13 protein-coding genes are annotated in these 15,364 nt (G+C 70.7%); 6 read left to right on the top strand and 7 right to left on the bottom strand.

What is annotated here, in order from left to right; genetic code table 11:
* Positions 1-44: 44 nt before the first annotated feature.
* From ACFWP7_RS06730 to ACFWP7_RS06720, 3 genes are all read right to left on the bottom strand, one after another.
* On the bottom strand, positions 45-2,372 hold the full coding sequence (locus ACFWP7_RS06730) for a transglycosylase domain-containing protein (RefSeq protein ID WP_384377060.1): 2,328 nt from the start codon (positions 2,370-2,372) through the stop codon (positions 45-47).
* 436 nt (positions 2,373-2,808) lie between these two features.
* Entirely contained in the window at positions 2,809-3,564 is a 756-nt protein-coding gene (locus tag ACFWP7_RS06725; protein ID WP_384377057.1) for a TIGR03943 family putative permease subunit, read from the bottom strand.
* Positions 3,561-4,580 carry a permease gene (locus ACFWP7_RS06720; RefSeq protein ID WP_384377054.1) on the bottom strand — a complete coding sequence of 340 codons (1,020 nt, stop codon included), beginning with the start codon at positions 4,578-4,580 and terminating at the stop codon, positions 3,561-3,563. Before ACFWP7_RS06720 ends, ACFWP7_RS06725 begins: the two co-directional genes overlap by 4 nt.
* A gap of 191 nt (positions 4,581-4,771) precedes the next feature.
* Between ACFWP7_RS06720 and ACFWP7_RS06715 the strand changes: the two genes are divergently transcribed.
* From ACFWP7_RS06715 to ACFWP7_RS06690, 6 genes are all read left to right on the top strand, one after another.
* On the top strand, positions 4,772-6,280 hold the full coding sequence (locus tag ACFWP7_RS06715) for a purine-cytosine permease family protein (protein WP_384377051.1): 1,509 nt from the start codon (positions 4,772-4,774) through the stop codon (positions 6,278-6,280).
* The gene (locus ACFWP7_RS06710; protein ID WP_384377048.1) at positions 6,277-6,840 is read left to right on the top strand and encodes a cysteine hydrolase family protein; all 564 of its coding nucleotides are present in this window, start codon (positions 6,277-6,279) and stop codon (positions 6,838-6,840) included. The genes ACFWP7_RS06715 and ACFWP7_RS06710 overlap by 4 nt, the downstream gene beginning before the upstream one ends.
* Entirely contained in the window at positions 6,837-7,544 is a 708-nt protein-coding gene (locus ACFWP7_RS06705) for a GntR family transcriptional regulator (RefSeq protein WP_384377045.1), read from the top strand. Before ACFWP7_RS06710 ends, ACFWP7_RS06705 begins: the two co-directional genes overlap by 4 nt.
* A gap of 35 nt (positions 7,545-7,579) precedes the next feature.
* Positions 7,580-8,584, top strand: coding sequence for an ADP-ribosylglycohydrolase family protein (locus ACFWP7_RS06700; RefSeq protein ID WP_384377042.1), 1,005 nt, complete (start codon positions 7,580-7,582; stop codon positions 8,582-8,584).
* Positions 8,581-9,513 (top strand): PfkB family carbohydrate kinase, encoded by a 933-nt coding sequence (locus ACFWP7_RS06695; protein WP_384377038.1) that lies wholly within the window; start codon positions 8,581-8,583, stop codon positions 9,511-9,513. Before ACFWP7_RS06700 ends, ACFWP7_RS06695 begins: the two co-directional genes overlap by 4 nt.
* Before the next feature lie 483 nt (positions 9,514-9,996).
* A complete protein-coding gene (locus ACFWP7_RS06690) occupies positions 9,997-10,410 on the top strand; it encodes an SseB family protein (RefSeq protein WP_384377035.1) in 414 nt (137 codons plus the stop codon).
* 238 nt (positions 10,411-10,648) lie between these two features.
* Here the strand turns inward: ACFWP7_RS06690 and ACFWP7_RS06685 are convergent, their stop codons facing one another.
* The 4 genes from ACFWP7_RS06685 to ACFWP7_RS06670 are packed head-to-tail and all read right to left on the bottom strand — an operon-like array spanning position 10,649 to position 15,356.
* Complete coding sequence (locus ACFWP7_RS06685) at positions 10,649-12,022, bottom strand: FAD-binding oxidoreductase (RefSeq protein WP_384377032.1); 1,374 nt, start codon at positions 12,020-12,022, stop codon at positions 10,649-10,651.
* Entirely contained in the window at positions 12,019-13,227 is a 1,209-nt protein-coding gene (locus tag ACFWP7_RS06680) for an acyl-CoA dehydrogenase family protein (protein WP_384377029.1), read from the bottom strand. Before ACFWP7_RS06680 ends, ACFWP7_RS06685 begins: the two co-directional genes overlap by 4 nt.
* Positions 13,224-14,228 (bottom strand): ABC transporter substrate-binding protein, encoded by a 1,005-nt coding sequence (locus ACFWP7_RS06675; protein ID WP_384377026.1) that lies wholly within the window; start codon positions 14,226-14,228, stop codon positions 13,224-13,226. Before ACFWP7_RS06675 ends, ACFWP7_RS06680 begins: the two co-directional genes overlap by 4 nt.
* A gap of 27 nt (positions 14,229-14,255) precedes the next feature.
* The gene (locus ACFWP7_RS06670; protein WP_384377023.1) at positions 14,256-15,356 is read right to left on the bottom strand and encodes an LLM class flavin-dependent oxidoreductase; all 1,101 of its coding nucleotides are present in this window, start codon (positions 15,354-15,356) and stop codon (positions 14,256-14,258) included.
* Between the last annotated feature and the right edge of the window lie 8 nt (positions 15,357-15,364).

Here is a 15,364-nt window from a genome sequence, read left to right as displayed (position 1 = left end):
GAGAAGGGATGCGGAATGGGGCTCTGTCGCCGTCGCGGCTCGCGTCAGCTGAGCGGGCTCATGGCGCTCGACCAGATGCTGTAGGGAACGTCGGTGGCGGGAGAGCCCGCCACGCCCTTCAACGGCAGCGGTTCGAGGCTCTTGGTCAGATCCATGCGGTAGACGACGATCGCCGTCGACACCGACGTCTGCGTGCCGACGTACCAGGCGGCCGTGTCCTTCTCGGTGGTGCCGCCCTTGCCGGCGACCTGGGCCGACTCCCCAGCCGCGTCGGGGTGTTGGGTGACGAACGACTCCGTGAGCGCCTCGGTGACCTGGTCGGCGACCTTGGAGCTGATCGCGCGGTCCGATGCGGGCTTGTCCAGGAGGACATCGGTTCCGTTGCGGGTGATGCGGTGTACCGAGTACGGCTCGGTGTGGATGCCCTCGGCCGCGAACGTGGCGTAGGAGTCGGCCATTCGGATCGCGCTGGGCGTCGAGCTGCCCAGCGTCAGCGCGGGTACCTGCGAGCCCATACTGGACGGCAGCATGCCGGCCGCCTCGGCCGTGAGACGGACCTTGTCCAGGCCGGTGTCCATGCCGAGCTGCATGAACGGGGCGTTGACGGAATGGGCGAGCGCCTTGTGCAGGGAGATCTGCCCCCAGGACGTGTCGTTGTCGTTGTGGGCGGTGACCTTCTTGCCGCTACGGTCCCAGTAGGGACCCTCGGGTGTGCTGACCGGCACGTCGCTGTCTCCGTTGTAGAGGGAGTCCGGACTGACAGGTGTCGCCGGCGCGCCCCGTTCCGTGGTGACGCCGTTTTCCAGGCCGGCGGCGTATACGAACGGCAGGAACGCAGAACCGGCCGGGACCGTCGTCGCGTTGGACTCGTTGAACCCCTGCGTGCGGTGGTCGGGGCCGCCGTAGACGGCGAGGATCCGACCGTCGTCGGCGACCGAGGCGGCGCCGTAGTGCGCGGTCTTCGCCGTCGAGGCGTCGCGTTCCTCGGCATCTTGGCGGGCGCTGGTGACGGCCTTGGTGAGCGCGTCCTCCCGCTTGCGGTCGAAGGTCGTGTAGATCTGGTAGCCGCCCAGGTCGAACTGCTTGTCCGAGATGCCCGCGGCCTTCTTGGCGTACTGGGTCGCCAACTCGACCAGGTAGTCGCTCTGGTGGCCGGTGTCGTAGACCTGGGACTGCTTCAGCGGCTCGGGGAACTCCTTGTACTTCGCGCGCTCGGTCGGCGACAACTTGCCGATCTCCACCATGCGGTCGAGGATCCAGGACCACCGCTCGACGGCTCGGTCGTGGTTGTCCGCACTCAGGGTGGGGTCGTAGAGGCCCGCTCCCTTCAGCAGGGACGCGAGGAACGCGGCCTCGCTGACGTTGAGTTCGCTGACCTCCTTGCCGTAGTACGCCTGTGAGGCTCGTTGGATGCCGTAGGTGCCCCGGCCGAACCAGCTGGTGTTGAGGTAGCCCTCCAGGATCTCGTCCTTGCTCATCTGCTGGTCGAGCTTGATGGCCATCATCGCTTCGGTGAGTTTGCGGCTGACCGAGCGGTCCTGCGACAGGTAGACGTTCTTGACGTACTGCTGGGTGATGGTGGAACCGCCCTGCGTGTCGCCCTCACCCACGGTGCGCCACAACGCGCGGGAGACGCCGCTCAGGGAGATTCCGGGGTCGGAGTAGAAGCTCGCGTTCTCGGCGGCCAGCACGGCCCAGCGCACGTCCTCGGGGATGTCCTTGAGGGGCATCTCCTGCCGCTGCACCCAGCCGGTACGGGCCATGGGCGTCCCGTCCGACCAGAAGAAGACGTTGTCCTGCTGGGTGGCGTAGGTGTTGAGGTCCTCCGGGATGTCCGTGGTGACGTAGAGGACGGTCAGCAGGGAACCGGTCACGGCGATCAGTGTCAGACAGGCCCCCAGCCACTGACGCCAGGACGGTGTCCATCGCCGCCAGCCGGTGCGGCCCGGTCGCGGGTAACGGGGACGAAGGCGGCGTGCCGTGGGTGCGAGGCCCTGGAGGACCGGCGCGAGGCGTGCGGTGACACCGGCCGCGACACGGCGAGCGACGGTGGGCGGCGCGGGCTTGCGCCGGGGGCCGAGGCGAGCGGCTGTGGGTATGCGGAGGACCCGAAGCATGATGGTGGAGTCCGGGTCGGCCGGTGGCGGAACGGATGCGCCCGCCGTGTCATGTGCACCGGGTTCACTGCCGGGCTCGGGAAGGGAGGGTCCGGCCTGCGGATACGAGGAGTCCGCCTTGGTATCCGGCGAGTCGGCTGCCGGGTGGGAGGCGTCCGTCCCCTCGACGCCGGTGCGGTTGTTGCGGCGACGGAACCTGGCTTGTCTCGCGGCGGTCAGGCGGCGGCCCAGGCTGCCTTCCTCCGGCCTAGCCATGGACGTCTGCCGGGTATGTGTCCCCTCCGGGGAGCCCCCGATGTATTCGCTGCCATGGCCTGGACATGCCTACGTCTCCTCCGCGCTCGTGCTTGCTCGCGCGGGTAGATGCAGCTGCCGCAAATGCGGCTGCGAGCCCCCTCCCCGACCTTTCGGCACATCGCGGCCCCCACAAATTAGCAGTGGTCACTGTGAACTCTTCGGTCGGATGCGGTTCAGAATGTGACCAGAGGTGATCCATTTGTATCGGAGTTGGAGTTTTCGCGAAATGTAAGGCCGGGCGGCTCGCCCGGACGTCGTCGCGCCGGAAGGGCGAGCAGGCTTGAAGATCGGCTGGAATTGATCGCTCCCGCAAGCCCGCGTCCATCGAGCGACAGGGCGACGATCTCTCCCCGGCACCCTCCTGAAAGGGCCCGGCGACTCCCCGGAGAAGCGCTCAGTTGTTCCAGCTCTCGTCGTACGGATCGCGCGGGGCCGCGACGGGCTTGGCCTCGCCGACGTCGATGAAGGGGATGACGCCGTTGTTGACGGGGTCCTTGGTCTGCTTGCTGGTGTAGGTGCCGGTGACCTCGAGCCAGGAGTCGGGTTGCAGGACGGGAGGAATCCGTCCGGTCAGGCCGATCTTGACCGGCTGGGCGTCGGCGGCACAGCAGTTGAGAGCCATGCGGACGAGGTAGGGAGTGCCGTCGTGGCCCAGCGCGATGAAGCCGGTGACCTTGATCCGCCGGTCGCCGAGACTCTGCCCGTGGTCGTAGGCCGCGCGGCCGGCGTAGTCGACCAGGCTGAGCGGAAGCGGGTCGTCGGCGGGCAGGTCGGCGTAGCCGAAGGGGGGTTGCAGGGCCGTGCCGGTGCGCATCGCGCTGTAGGAGCCCAGCGCGGGCGGGGCGACCAGGATGAGGGCGAGCAGGGGGAGGACCAGGAGCCAGGCGATACGGGGCTCGCGGTGGGCGTGGGCGTGGTCGTGCCCTTCGTCGTCCCGGCCGTCGTCGGGCGGACTCGCGTGGCGCGTGCGCCCCTGCCGCAGCTCGTACCACACGGTGGCGAGGGCCGTGACGATCAGGACGACGCCGGCTGCCAAGAGCAGCGGGCGCAACCCGGCCTTGACGTACCGCAGATAGAGATCGCTGGAGCCGGCCTTCAGCACTGCCGCACCGAGGAGGAACAGGACGGCCGCCTGCGCCTGCCGGTTCACAGCAGCACCGCCCCGACGAGTACCGACATGAGGATCGCCAGGGTGAAGGTGGCGGGTGCGAACCGCAGGGCGAACCCGCGGCCGAACGTGCCGACCTGCATGGCGAACAGCTTCAGGTCGATCATCGGCCCGACGACGAGGAACGCCAGCCGGGCGGTGAGGGAGAACTGGGTCAGCGACGCGACCACGAACGCGTCGGCCTCGGAGCAGATCGACAGGAGTACCGCGAGGACCGCCAGGGCGAGGACGGACACCAGGAAGTTGCCCGCCGCGGCCTGCAGCCAGCTCGCCGGTACGACGGCCTTGAGTGTGGCCGCGGCCATCGCGCCGACGACCAGGAAGCCGCCCGCGTGCATCACGTCGTGCCGTACGGACCCCCAGAACGCGGCGCCCCTGCCGAGGCCTTCGTGTGCCGGGCGGTCCGGCGGGCGCAGCCAGTCCGCGCGCCCCAGCCGCTGCCAGAGCCAGCCCATCGAGCACGCCACGAGCAGGCTCGCCACGAACCGGGCGAGGACCATCTCCGGATTGCGCGGGAACGCGACCGCCGTGGCGGTCAGCACGATCGGATTGATCGCCGGCGCGGACAGCAGGAAGGCCAGCGCCGCCGCGGGCGTCACACCCCGGCGCACCAGCGCTCCGGCCACCGGAACGGAGGCGCACTCGCAGCCGGGCAGGACCGCCCCGGCCATCCCGGCGACCGGCACCGCGAGAGCGGGCCTGCTCGGCAGGGCGCGGGCGAAGAACGAGGGCGGGACGAACACCGCGATGACCGCCGACAGGAGTACCCCGAGGACGAGGAAGGGGAGAGCCTGGATGATCACCGCGACGAACACGGTCATCCAGCTCTGCATGACCGGCGCGGACAGCGCCTTCCGGATCGGTCCCTGCAAGGTGACCAGCAGGAGCAGGACCATGGTCAGGACGAGAGGGGAGCTGAAGTGCCAGCCCCGCCGGCCCTGCGGGTCGCCCGCGGTGCGGTGCTCGACCGGCGGCGGGGCCGCCTTGGTGATGGTCACGGTGAGGTACCTCCGGTAAGGAAGGGCTCGGTGGCTTGGTGCCCCTCCACCCTCAGTACGCCGGTTCGGGCACAGCGTCTCATCGCGGCGAGCAACGTCCGCGGGCCGGTCCCCGATTCGCTCGCGCCCCTTGACGACTCCGGGCGGCCGACCTAGCCTCCACTGAACACGTCTAGACAGGTAGGTCGAAGATGACGGACTCCCGCGAATCCTCCGAGAACAGAGCCGAGAACAGATCAGGGGGCAGGCAGCTCCAGGTCGAGACACACGGTCTCGACGTGATCGGCGACGCCGAACGCAAGGGCACTCCAAGGACACTGTTCTGGCCCTGGTTCGGAGCCAACGTCGGCGCTCTCGGCCTGAGTTACGGCGCGTTCGCGCTCGGCTTCGGCATCTCCTTCTGGCAGGCGCTGATCGCCGGATCGATCGGCATCGTGTTCTCCTTCCTGCTCTGCGGCTTCGTCGCCGTGGCGGGCAAGCGCGGATCCGCGCCGACCATGGTGCTCAGCCGCGCTGCCTACGGGGTCCGCGGGAACCGGCTGCCCTCGGTGATCTCCTGGGTGCTGACCGTCGGCTGGGAGACCGTGCTCTGCGCGCTCGCGACGATGGCCACCGCGACCGTCTTCGGACGGCTCGGCTGGGGCGGCGGCACGGAGACCAAGGTGGTCGCCCTGCTCGTGGTCGGCGCGCTGACCGTGGTCGGGGGCGTGATGGGCTTCGACGTCATCATGCGCCTGCAGACGGTGATCACCGTCGTCACCGGGGTACTCACGGTCGTCTACATCGCGCTGGTTGCCGACCACATCCACTGGAGCACCGTCAGCGCCGTACCGGCGGGCTCCGCGCAGGAGTTCATCGGCGCGCTGGTCTTCATGATGACCGGCTTCGGGCTCGGCTGGGTCAACGCCGCGGCCGACTACTCCCGCTACCTGCCGCGCGGTTCCTCCAGCCGGGGCGTGATCGGCTGGACCACTGTCGGCGGCTCGGTGGCGCCCCTGCTCCTGCTGCTCTTCGGCCTGCTCCTCGCGGGCTCCTCCAAGGACCTCAGCCAGGCCATCGCCATCGACCCGATCGGCGCGCTGACCACCATCCTGCCCACGTGGTTCCTGATCCCCTTCGCGGTCGTCGCCGTGCTCGGCATGGTCGGCGGCGCGGTCCTGGACATCTACTCCTCGGGTCTGGCGCTGCTCTCCGCCGGTCTGCGCGTGCCGCGCTATCTGGCGGCGCTCGTCGACGGTGTCCTGATGATCGCGGGCTCGATCTACATCGTCTTCTTCAGCGACAACTTCCTGGGCCAGTTCATCGGCTTCCTCACCACGCTGGGCGTCCCCGTGGCCGCCTGGTGCGGGGTCATGCTGGCCGACCTGGTGATGCGCCGGCGTGACTACGACGAACGGGACCTGTTCCGTAACAGCGGCCGGTACGGCGACCTCCCGCTCCAGCCGCTGCTGCTCACCCTCGCCGCCACCGTGCTCGGCTGGGGCCTGGTCACCAACTCGGCCGCGAGCTGGCTGGACTGGCAGGGCTATCTGCTCGACGCGTTCGGACTCGGCGGCAAGACGGGCGCCTGGGCCTACGCCAACCTGGGCGTCCTGCTCGCCCTCGCCCTCGGATTCCTCGGCACACTGGCGCTCGGTCGCGGCCGGGTGCGCGCCCAGGAGCGGCAGGACCCCAGCGAGGAGGTGCTCAGCGCCGTATGAACGCCGAACCGGTTCACGGACTGCTCACCGTCATCGACATGCAGCGCGTGTTCGCCGAGCCCGACAGCCCCTGGGCGACGCCACGCTTCGACGAAGCCGCCCAAGGCGTACGTCGACTGCTGCCGGCCTTCGGTGACCGTGTCACCTTCACCCGCTTCCTCGCGCCGGAGAAAATCGCCGGCGTATGGCGCGCGTACTACGACCAGTGGCCCTTCGCGCTGCAACCACCCGACGCCCCGCTGTGGGATCTGACGGACGAATTCGCCGTACAGGCACGGCACTTGGTGAACGCCACCACCTTCGGCAAGTGGACCCCCGAGCTCGCGGCGCGTGTCGGCGCCGACGGACGGCTGGTCCTCGCCGGGGTCAGCACCGACTGCTGCGTCCTGTCCACCGCCCTCGCCGCCGCCGACGCCGGAGCCGAGGTGCTGGTCGTGTCCGACGCCTGCGCGGGCGTCGACGACGACTCGCATGCCAAGGCTCTCCATGTGCTGGATCTGTACCGGCCGTTGATCCGGGTCGTCACCGTCGACGAGGTCCTCGCCGGGGGCGCGGCATGACCGGAATCCCGCTGAAGCACCAGCAGATCACCGAAGTACTCGCCAGGGAGATCCGCAGCGGACACCGGCCGGTGGGGGAACAGCTGCCGGGGGAGCATGCCCTGGCCCAGCGCTTCGGGGTCAGCCGCACCACGGTGCGCGCCGCGCTCGCCGAACTGAACGACGCCGGACTGATCGCCACCCGCTCCGGCAAGGGCTCCTACGTACTCTTCGACGGCCGCCCGCTCGACGACCCGCTCGGCTGGGCGCACGCCATGGCCGTCCAGGGCATCGACACGCGCGTGCGGACACTCGCGGTCCGGGAGGTCCACGACAAGGAGCTGGCCGGTCAACTTGCCCTGGACATACCGACGTTCATACGGGTCGAGCGGATCCGGGAACTCGTCGCCGACGGCTCCGTGATCTCGTACGAACGCAGCTGCCTGCCGCCCGTTCCCGGCGTCAGAGAACTTCCGGGGCGCGGTCTCGACGGCCTCTCCCTCACCGAGGTGATGCTGCAGGCCGGACTCCACCCCGACCACGGTGAACAGCGGCTGGCCGGGCGGCGGATCGACGTCCGGGAGGCGGAGGTGCTGCGCCGCGAACCGGGCGACTGGTTCCTCGACACGCGGCGCACGAGCCGCGCGGTCGACGGCTCCTTCGTCGAACATGTCGCGAGCCTGCTCGACCCCGACCATTTCCAGCTCTCCCTCGAGTTCGGCTGACCCCTCGCCTGACCGACCCCCTACGGAAAGTACTCATGACTCTCCAGAGCCGCGCCGCCGGAGCCCTGTACGGGCTCGCCCTCGGGGACGCCCTCGGCATGCCGACCCAGATGCTGTCGCGCCCGCAGATCCTCGCGCGGTACGGGCCGGTGCTGACCGGGTTCGAGCCCGCCGACCCCGACCACCCGCTGGCCGCCGGGATGCCGGCCGGGGCGATCACCGACGACACCGAACAGGCCGTCCTGCTCGCCCGGTTGCTGCTCGACGGCAAGGGGAGCATCGACCCGGCGGAGCTGGCCAGGCGTCTGGTGGCCTGGGAGGAGGACATGCGGGCCCGTGGCTCGCTGGATCTGCTCGGCCCCTCCACCGAGCGGGCGGTCGAACTGGTCCTGGCGGGTACGCCCGTGGACGAGGTCGGCCGGTACGGCACCACCAACGGCGCGGCGATGCGGATCGCGCCCGTGGGCATCGCCGTGTCCGGGACGGATCCGGTCGCGCTGGTGGACCGGGTCGTGGAGGCCAGTCGGCTGACCCACAACACCGGGGTCGCCCTCGCGGGCGCGGCAGCCGTGGCCGCCGCCGTCAGCGCGGGACTTGACGGCGCGTCGGTTCCGCAGGCCGTCGAAGTCGCCGTGTCGGCGGCCCGGTCCGCGGCAGACCGTGGCCACTGGGTGGCCGCCGCCGACGTGGCCGAGCGGATCGTGTGGGCCACCGCGCTCGTACGAGGCCTCGATGAGGCCCAAGTCTGCGATCGGGTCTACACGTTGGTGGGCACCAGCCTCGCGACCCAGGAGTCCGTACCCGCCGCCTTCGCCGTCCTGGCGGCCTGCCCGGACGACCCGTGGCGGGCCGTGCTGCTCGCGGCGTCCGTCGGCGGCGACTGCGACACCATCGCCGCGATCGCGGGTGCCGTCAGCGGCGCCTGCCACGGAGTGGACGCCTTCCCTGCCGACGCGCGGGCGACCTTGGTACGGGTGAACCCACACCTGGACCTGGACGCGACCGCCGCCGCGCTTCTCACCCTGCGAGGGCGGCCGTGAGCCGGCTCCTGCACCTCGGCAACGTGATGATGGACCTGGTCCTGGAGGTTCCGGCGCTGCCCGAGCGCGGTGGCGACGTCCTCGCCACCCGCACCGACCGGACGCCGGGCGGCGGCTTCAACGGCATGGCGGCGGCAGCCCGGCAGGGACTTCCCGTGACCTACGCGGGCGCCCACGGCACGGGTCCCTTCGGCGACCGGGCCCGCAGCGCACTCCGCGCGGAGGGCATCGACGTCCTGCTGGCACCCCGCCCGGACCTCGACACCGGCCTCTGCGTCTGCCTCGTCGACGCCGAGGGCGAGCGCACCTTTGTCACAAGCCCGGGCGCCGAAGCCACGCTGTCCTTCACCGATCTCGCCGAACTGCGTCCAGAGGCCGCTGACTTGGTCTACATCTCCGGCTACAGCCTGATGTACGAGGCCAATCGCGCCGCGCTCTCCGCATGGGTGCCCCGGCTGGACCCGGCCGTCACGGTAATCGTGGACCCTGGCCCCTTGGCGGGCGAAATCCCCCTTGAGGCGCTGGAGTTGCTCATGGCGCGAGCCGACTGGTGGAGCTGCAACGCCCGCGAAGCCGCGCTGCTCACGGGGGTTGACGACCCTGTCGCATCTGCCCACGCGGTGCGGTCCCGTCTGAAGCGCGGCTCGGCCCTGATCCGTACCGGACCGGACGGCTGCCTCCTGCACCACGAAGGCACACTCACCGCGGTCCCCGGATTCGACGTCCGGGCAGTCGACCTCAACGGCGCGGGCGACGCGCACACCGGCGTCTTCATGGCCGCCCTCGCAAGCGGTCTGCCCCCGTCCGACGCCGCGCGTCGCGCCAACGCGGGCGCCGCGCTGGCGGTCACCCGATCCGGACCCGCCACCGCGCCCGACGCGCACGTGCTCGACGAGTTCCTCCGTCAGTCGCGCCCGGCTCCCCGGTAGAGGTCCATCCCCCGTCGAGTTCGACGGCCGGCACGGTGGCGTACTCGTCGAGGTCCGCCGAGGCGGGAGCGTCGATCCAGGTCACGCCGGGTACCTCGGCCAGGGCTGCTGGAGGGCACGCCCGGCCCGACCTGTCGGAGGCTCGGGTGGTCGGAGTGGTCGGAGTGGTCGGGGTGGTCGGAGTGGTCGGGGTGGTTCCGGTCGGAGTGCGAGGAGCAGACGCCGACCTTGAGGTCCCGCTCGCGCAGGGCGTCGATGGGCCCGGGGAGGGTTATATCGGTATGCGCCCGAGCCAGGCACGGCTGCGCTGCCCGGGCGTGGGCGCAGGGAGGCGCCACTACTGGTCCGTTTTCATCCTGTGGCCCGGTCTCCGCTGGATGAGAAGCGCGAGGAATGCCCCGGCACCGGGTGGGTACGCGACGAGGATGTGCCCGGGGCGGACCCCGTCCCGGGAGGCCCGTCCGTACTACCCCGGGATTTGCCATGGACACCCCCACGAACGACCACACCACACCCACGACACCCGCCCAGGAGGCTTTGGACGTCCTCACCCGGAACACCGAGGATGCGGGGGCTCTGGACACGCTGGCCGGCAGCGATGTCCTGGTCCCCGTGCCGGACGACGTGAGCGAGGAGGAGGTCGCCGACCCGACGGCCGTCGCGCTGCCCGTTCTGGAGGCGCCGGGCGGTGAGCAGGTCGTGCCGGTGTTCACCTCGGAGCTGGAGATGGCCGAGCTGCTCCCGTCCGTCTCCCGCTACCGCATGGTGCCGCTGGGCGCGCTCGCCTCGCAGTGGCCGTCCAGCGACCTGGCGCTCACGATCGACGGCAGTTCGCCGCACGGCCTGACCCTCACCTCCGAGGGCGTACGCACTCTGCTCGCCAGGCCCCAGGCGTAGAGCTTCCCAAGGACCTGTCCGGCCGATCATGCCGCAGACGCGGGGTGTGGTGCGCACATCTGCGGCGTTGTCGTCACTCGCCGACTCCCCCACTCGCGGCTTCGCTCGAGCGGGGGCTCCCATCGCGTCGACTCCCTCATGCGCCTCGCAGCTGCACGCACCACACCCCGCTCACCAGCGCTGATCAGTTGCCGCCGATTTCCTGAGACTGACTGGCCGGACAGGTCCTAGAGGAGTCCTAGAGGCTCTTGCCGGGGTTGAGGATCCCGTGGGGGTCGAAGGCGTCCTTCAGCCGCCGTTGCAGCGCGTGGGCCGCGGGCCCCAGCTCGTCCGCCACCCACTGCCGCTTCAGGATCCCCACCCCGTGCTCGCCCGTCAGCGTGCCGCCGAGGCGCAGGGCCAGCGCGAAGATCTCGCCTGCCGCCTCCCAGGCGGCGTCCGGCAGGACGGGCAGCGCCGGGTCCACCACGATGATCGGGTGGAGGTTGCCGTCCGCGGCGTGCGCGATCGTGAAGACGGGCACGTCATGGCGCGCGGAGATGGCGCGGATCTCACGGGCCGCCTCCGCGAGGCGGGAGCGGGGTACCGCGATGTCCTCGATCAGCGGACGGCCCAGGCGCTCCAGCGCCGGCAGCGCGAGGCGGCGGGCGGCGAGCAGTGCGTCGGCCTCGGCCGGGTCCGCCGCCGTCTCGACCGTCGTGGCCAGCGGTGCCAGCAGCCGGGCGACGGTCTCCGCCTCGATCGCCGCGCCCGCGCCGTCGCACTGCACGAGCAGCAGGGCCGCACCGCGCTCGCGCAGCGCGGGGTCGATGGCGTGCAGAACCGGCCCGTCGACCAGCTCGGCCAGCGCGGGCTCGACCCCGGCCCGCCCGATCGCGTACGAGGCCTCGGCGGCGTCCTCGAAGGAGGCGAAGTACGCGGCGAGCGTGGCCGTCGCCACCGGAACGGGCCGTAGCCGCAGCGTCGCCGACGTGATCACCGCGAGGGTGCCCTCGGAGCCGGTGAGCAGCGCCGTCAGGTCGTAGCCCGTGACGCCTTTGACGGTACGGCGGCCGGTGCGCACGACGGTGCCGTCCGCGAGCACCGCCTCAAGACCCAGCACGCTGTCCCGCGTCACGCCGTACTTGGCGCAGCGCAGACCGCCCGCGTTGGTCGCGATGTTCCCGCCGATCGTGGAGATGGCCGCGCTCGCCGGATCGGGTGCGTAGCGCAGACCGTGCGCGGCGGCCGCCTGGTCCAGCTCGGCGGTGATCACACCGGGTTCGACGACGGCGAGCTGGTCGTCCGGCGACAGTTCGAGGATGCGGTTCATCCCGGACAGGTCGAGGACGAGCGTGCCCTCGCCTGCCGTCGCGCCGCCCGACAGGCCGGTGCCGGCGCCGCGCGGCACCACCGGCACGCGCAGTGCGTGCGCGTGCCGGAGGGTGACGGTCACGTCCTCGGTCCGTCTGGCGTGTACGACAGCCAGCGGGCTGCCGTCGAGGCGGGTGCCGGAGCGGTCGGTGGCGTGTGCGGTGAGCGTGGCCGGGTCCGTGGTGAGGCGGTCGGGGGGCAGGTCACGGGCAAGGAGGCCCAGCAATTGGGCCGAGGCGGTGATGGCTGGTGCTGTCATGGGATCAGAGCCTTCGTGTCGGTCGGCGCCTGGGCTTCGCCCGATGTCGTCGTTCCGTTCAGTGCCTTTGCGTCCGTCGTGGCTTTCGTACCGTTCAGCGCCTTCGTTCCGATCGCGAGCAGGGAGATGTCCTCCTGTGGTGCGTGCACGGGCGCGCACTGGATGTCGCGGAAGTGCCTCTCCAGCGGGTTGCCTCGGGCCAGGCCCGGGTTGCCGAGCAGCCGCACGGCCAGTTCCACGGCCCGCACGCCGTGCCGGTCGGCCAGCACGCGCGCGCCGAGCGCCTGTTCCGGGGTGTACGACGAGTCGCCGGCGTCGACCAGGGCGGCACCGCCGAACACCAGTTGCTCGGCGGCGGCCAGCAGCACCTCGATCTCCCCTGCCGTCCGCCTGAAGCGCTCCGTACGGGCCACCGGATGACCGAGGTTGGCCGGCACACGTGAGTGCGCGAAGGTGTGGAAGAAGGCCTGCGCGGATCGGGCGACGCCCAAGTAGAGGGCGGCGAGCGGGAGATGGAGGGCCGCGCCCGCCCGGTTGTCCTGCTCTGCGGCGGGACCGTGCGGGCCCAGGCCGATGACGTTCTCGTACGGGATCTCCACGCCGTGGAAGGCCACGTCATGGCTGCCGCTGGCCCGCAGGCCCAACTGGTCCCAGCGGTCGGCGATCTCGATGCCGGGGGAGTCGCCGGGGACCAGGAAGGTGCCCACGCGCGGCTCCGGTTCGTCGGTGGTGGCCCACACGAGGAACCAGTCGAGACCGTCGGCTCCGGTCACGAACCGTTTGCGGCCACTGAGCGACCAGCCGTCGGCGGTGCGCCGCGCGAGCGTGGCGGGCAGACCGCCCCGCGCGGGGGAGCCCAGATCGGGCTCCACGCGCGCGTGGTTGATGAGAACGGGCCGCTTCTCGGACTCCCTGAGCAGGCTCGCGTACAGCTGGTCGGGCCAGTGCGGCTGGACGGCCTGCCGGGCGTGGGTGTTGAGGGTCATCGCCGTGATCAGGGCGACGGAGGGGTCGCCCTGGCCGAGGGTGTGCAGGATGCGCGCGGTCTCGGCGACCCTGCCGCCCGGGCCGCCGTAGCGTTCGCCGACGGTCGCGGTGAGCAGTCCTGCCTCGTGCACGGCCTGGAGGGACTCGGCGGGAAAGGCCGCCGATCGATCGTATTCGGGAGCGAGTTCAGCGAGGCGAAGCGTTATCGGGGAGGTCACAGTGCCTTCTTGAGATCGGCGTTCAGGTCGCGGCTCCAGAAGGCCCCGACGTCCAGGTGCGACTTGAGCGCGCCGAGTTCGGTGAAGGCGTCGGCCACCTTCTGCTGCGAGGCGATGGTGGCGTCGCTGACCGTCTCGGCCTGGTTGGGCCGCTGGGTCTGCTGGGCGACGAGGTCCTTCTCGGCCTGCTCCACGGGCTGGTGGGTGGCGTCGGCGATGACCTTGGCGAACTCGGCCTCGTGCCCGTCCCTGACATACGCGTACGCCTGGGAGATCCTGGCGATCAGATCGGCCGCGGCGGCGGTCTGGGTGGGGCTCTTCAGCACGGTGTCCCGCGCCGACCAGAGGAAGTTGCCGGACAGGATGTCCTTGCCCGAGCCGACGGTGACGGCGCCCTGCTGGTGGGCGGTGATGATCGACGTGCCGTAGGAGGCGAAGGCGTCGATGCCGCCGCCGTTCAGCGCCGCGAGCCCATCATTGGGGAGCAGCGGCTTGGCATCGATGTCGGACCACTTGAGGCCGGCCTGCTTGAGCAGCTCGTACAGGAAGTAGTGCGCGGTGGTGTTCGCGACGTAGCCGACCTTCTTGCCCTTCAGGCCCGCGATGTCGGTCACCTTGGAGCCCTTGGGGACCACAACCTCCTGATTGAGTGTCGCGGCCCGCTCCACGGCGACGACCTTGAAGTTGGGCTTGCCGTCGGCCGCCGCGAAGATCGGCGGGATCTCGCTGGAGGAGGCGAGGTCGAGCGCTCCCGCCCGGATGGCCTGGAGCTGCTGGTCACCGCCCTGGAAGAGGCTCCACTTGACCTTGTACGGGGTGTCGTCGAGGTGGGCGAACTTCAGGATCGCCTCGTCGGTCTTCCAGCCGGTGGCGCCGACGTCCAGGGTCACGGAGGAGATGTCGGACGAGGATTCGGCCTGTGCCTCGTTTCCGCAGGCCGCCGCGAAGGGCAGCAGAAGGGCCAGGGCGGCGGCGGACGCACGCAGGGTATGACGCAACACGGAATCTCCATGAGAGCTCAGAGGGGTTCAGGCGGCTTGGGAGGTGGCGGCGCGGTGGGCGAGTTCCTGCCGGACCAGCGGCAGGACGTAACGGGCATAGTCGATCGCGTCGTTGAGCGGGTCGTAGCCGCGGATCGACAGCAGGTCGCAGCCGATGTCGACGTAGTCGAGCAGCGCCTGGGCGACGGTCTCCGGGGAGCCGACCAGCGCGGTCGAGGCGCCGGCGGCGTTCGTCGCGATGGCCGGGGCCGTCCACAGGCAGCGGTCGTGGACCTCGCCGCGCTCGGCGATGTCCAGCAGCCGCTGCGAGCCGACGTTGGCCGGCCGCCCGGACGTCTTGTAGTGGCGCAGCACCTCGGTGTTCGCGGTCTGTTCCTTGAGCACGCCGAGTGTCCGGTGCGCCTTCTCCCAGGCCAGCTCGTCGGTGGGCGCGATGATCGGGCGGAACGACACCCAGATACGGGGATGGGGGCGCCCGGCGGCGTCGGCGACCGCGTTGACGGCGGCGATCTGCTCGGCCGTCTCCTTCAGCGGCTCGCCCCACAGCCCGAAGATGTCGCCCTGCTGCCCGCCCACCCGGTAGGCGTCCTGCGAGGAACCGCCCACCGAGATCGGCACGAGCCCGTTCACCGGGCGTACGTCGGAGTGGAAGCCCTCGAACCTGTAGTGCTTGCCCTCGTGCGAGACCGGCCCGTCCGCCGTCCACACCTTCCGCAGGATCTGGATGTACTCGTCCGAACGCTCGTACCGCTCGGTCTTGTTGAGGTAGTCGCCCTCCCTGTGCTGCTCCTCGTCGCTGCCGCCGGAGATGATGTGCACGGACAGACGTCCGTTGCTGATCCGGTCGAGCGTCGCGAAGGCGCGGGCCGCGTGGGTCGGGAAGATCACGCCGGGCCGGTGTGCCAGGACCGGGCGGATCCGCTCGGTGTGGTTGACGACGAACTGGGCGAGCTGGAGGGCGTCCGGTGAGGCCGAGTGGTAGGCGACCAGAGTGTGGTCGAAGCCGCCGTCGTCCAGGGCGCGGGCGTATCGGCGTACGTATTCGGGGTCGAAGCCGGTGCGTGCGCTCGCGGCGGGACCGTTCGCGCCGGAGTCGGTGTGGACGGCGCTGATGAACTCTACGGGCATGGTGAACT

The organism is Streptomyces sp. NPDC058470, from assembly GCF_042721055.1.
In the GTDB taxonomy this organism is placed as follows: domain Bacteria; phylum Actinomycetota; class Actinomycetes; order Streptomycetales; family Streptomycetaceae; genus Streptomyces.
The sequence above is the reverse complement of the archived record's forward strand: the minus strand, read 5'-3'. Positions and strand labels throughout refer to the sequence as shown.

Bases quoted from the DNA above. Each gene is read 5' to 3' on its own strand.
- ACFWP7_RS06730 (WP_384377060.1), bottom strand. From the start codon at position 2,372: ATGGCTAGGCCGGAGGAAGGCAGCCTGGGCCGCCGCCTGACCGCCGCG.
- ACFWP7_RS06715 (WP_384377051.1), top strand. From the start codon at position 4,772: ATGACGGACTCCCGCGAATCCTCCGAGAACAGAGCCGAGAACAGATCA.
- ACFWP7_RS06710 (WP_384377048.1), top strand. From the start codon at position 6,277: ATGAACGCCGAACCGGTTCACGGACTGCTCACCGTCATCGACATGCAG.
- ACFWP7_RS06705 (WP_384377045.1), top strand. From the start codon at position 6,837: ATGACCGGAATCCCGCTGAAGCACCAGCAGATCACCGAAGTACTCGCC.
- ACFWP7_RS06700 (WP_384377042.1), top strand. From the start codon at position 7,580: ATGACTCTCCAGAGCCGCGCCGCCGGAGCCCTGTACGGGCTCGCCCTC.
- ACFWP7_RS06690 (WP_384377035.1), top strand. From the start codon at position 9,997: ATGGACACCCCCACGAACGACCACACCACACCCACGACACCCGCCCAG.
- ACFWP7_RS06685 (WP_384377032.1), bottom strand. From the start codon at position 12,022: ATGACAGCACCAGCCATCACCGCCTCGGCCCAATTGCTGGGCCTCCTT.
- ACFWP7_RS06670 (WP_384377023.1), bottom strand. From the start codon at position 15,356: ATGCCCGTAGAGTTCATCAGCGCCGTCCACACCGACTCCGGCGCGAAC.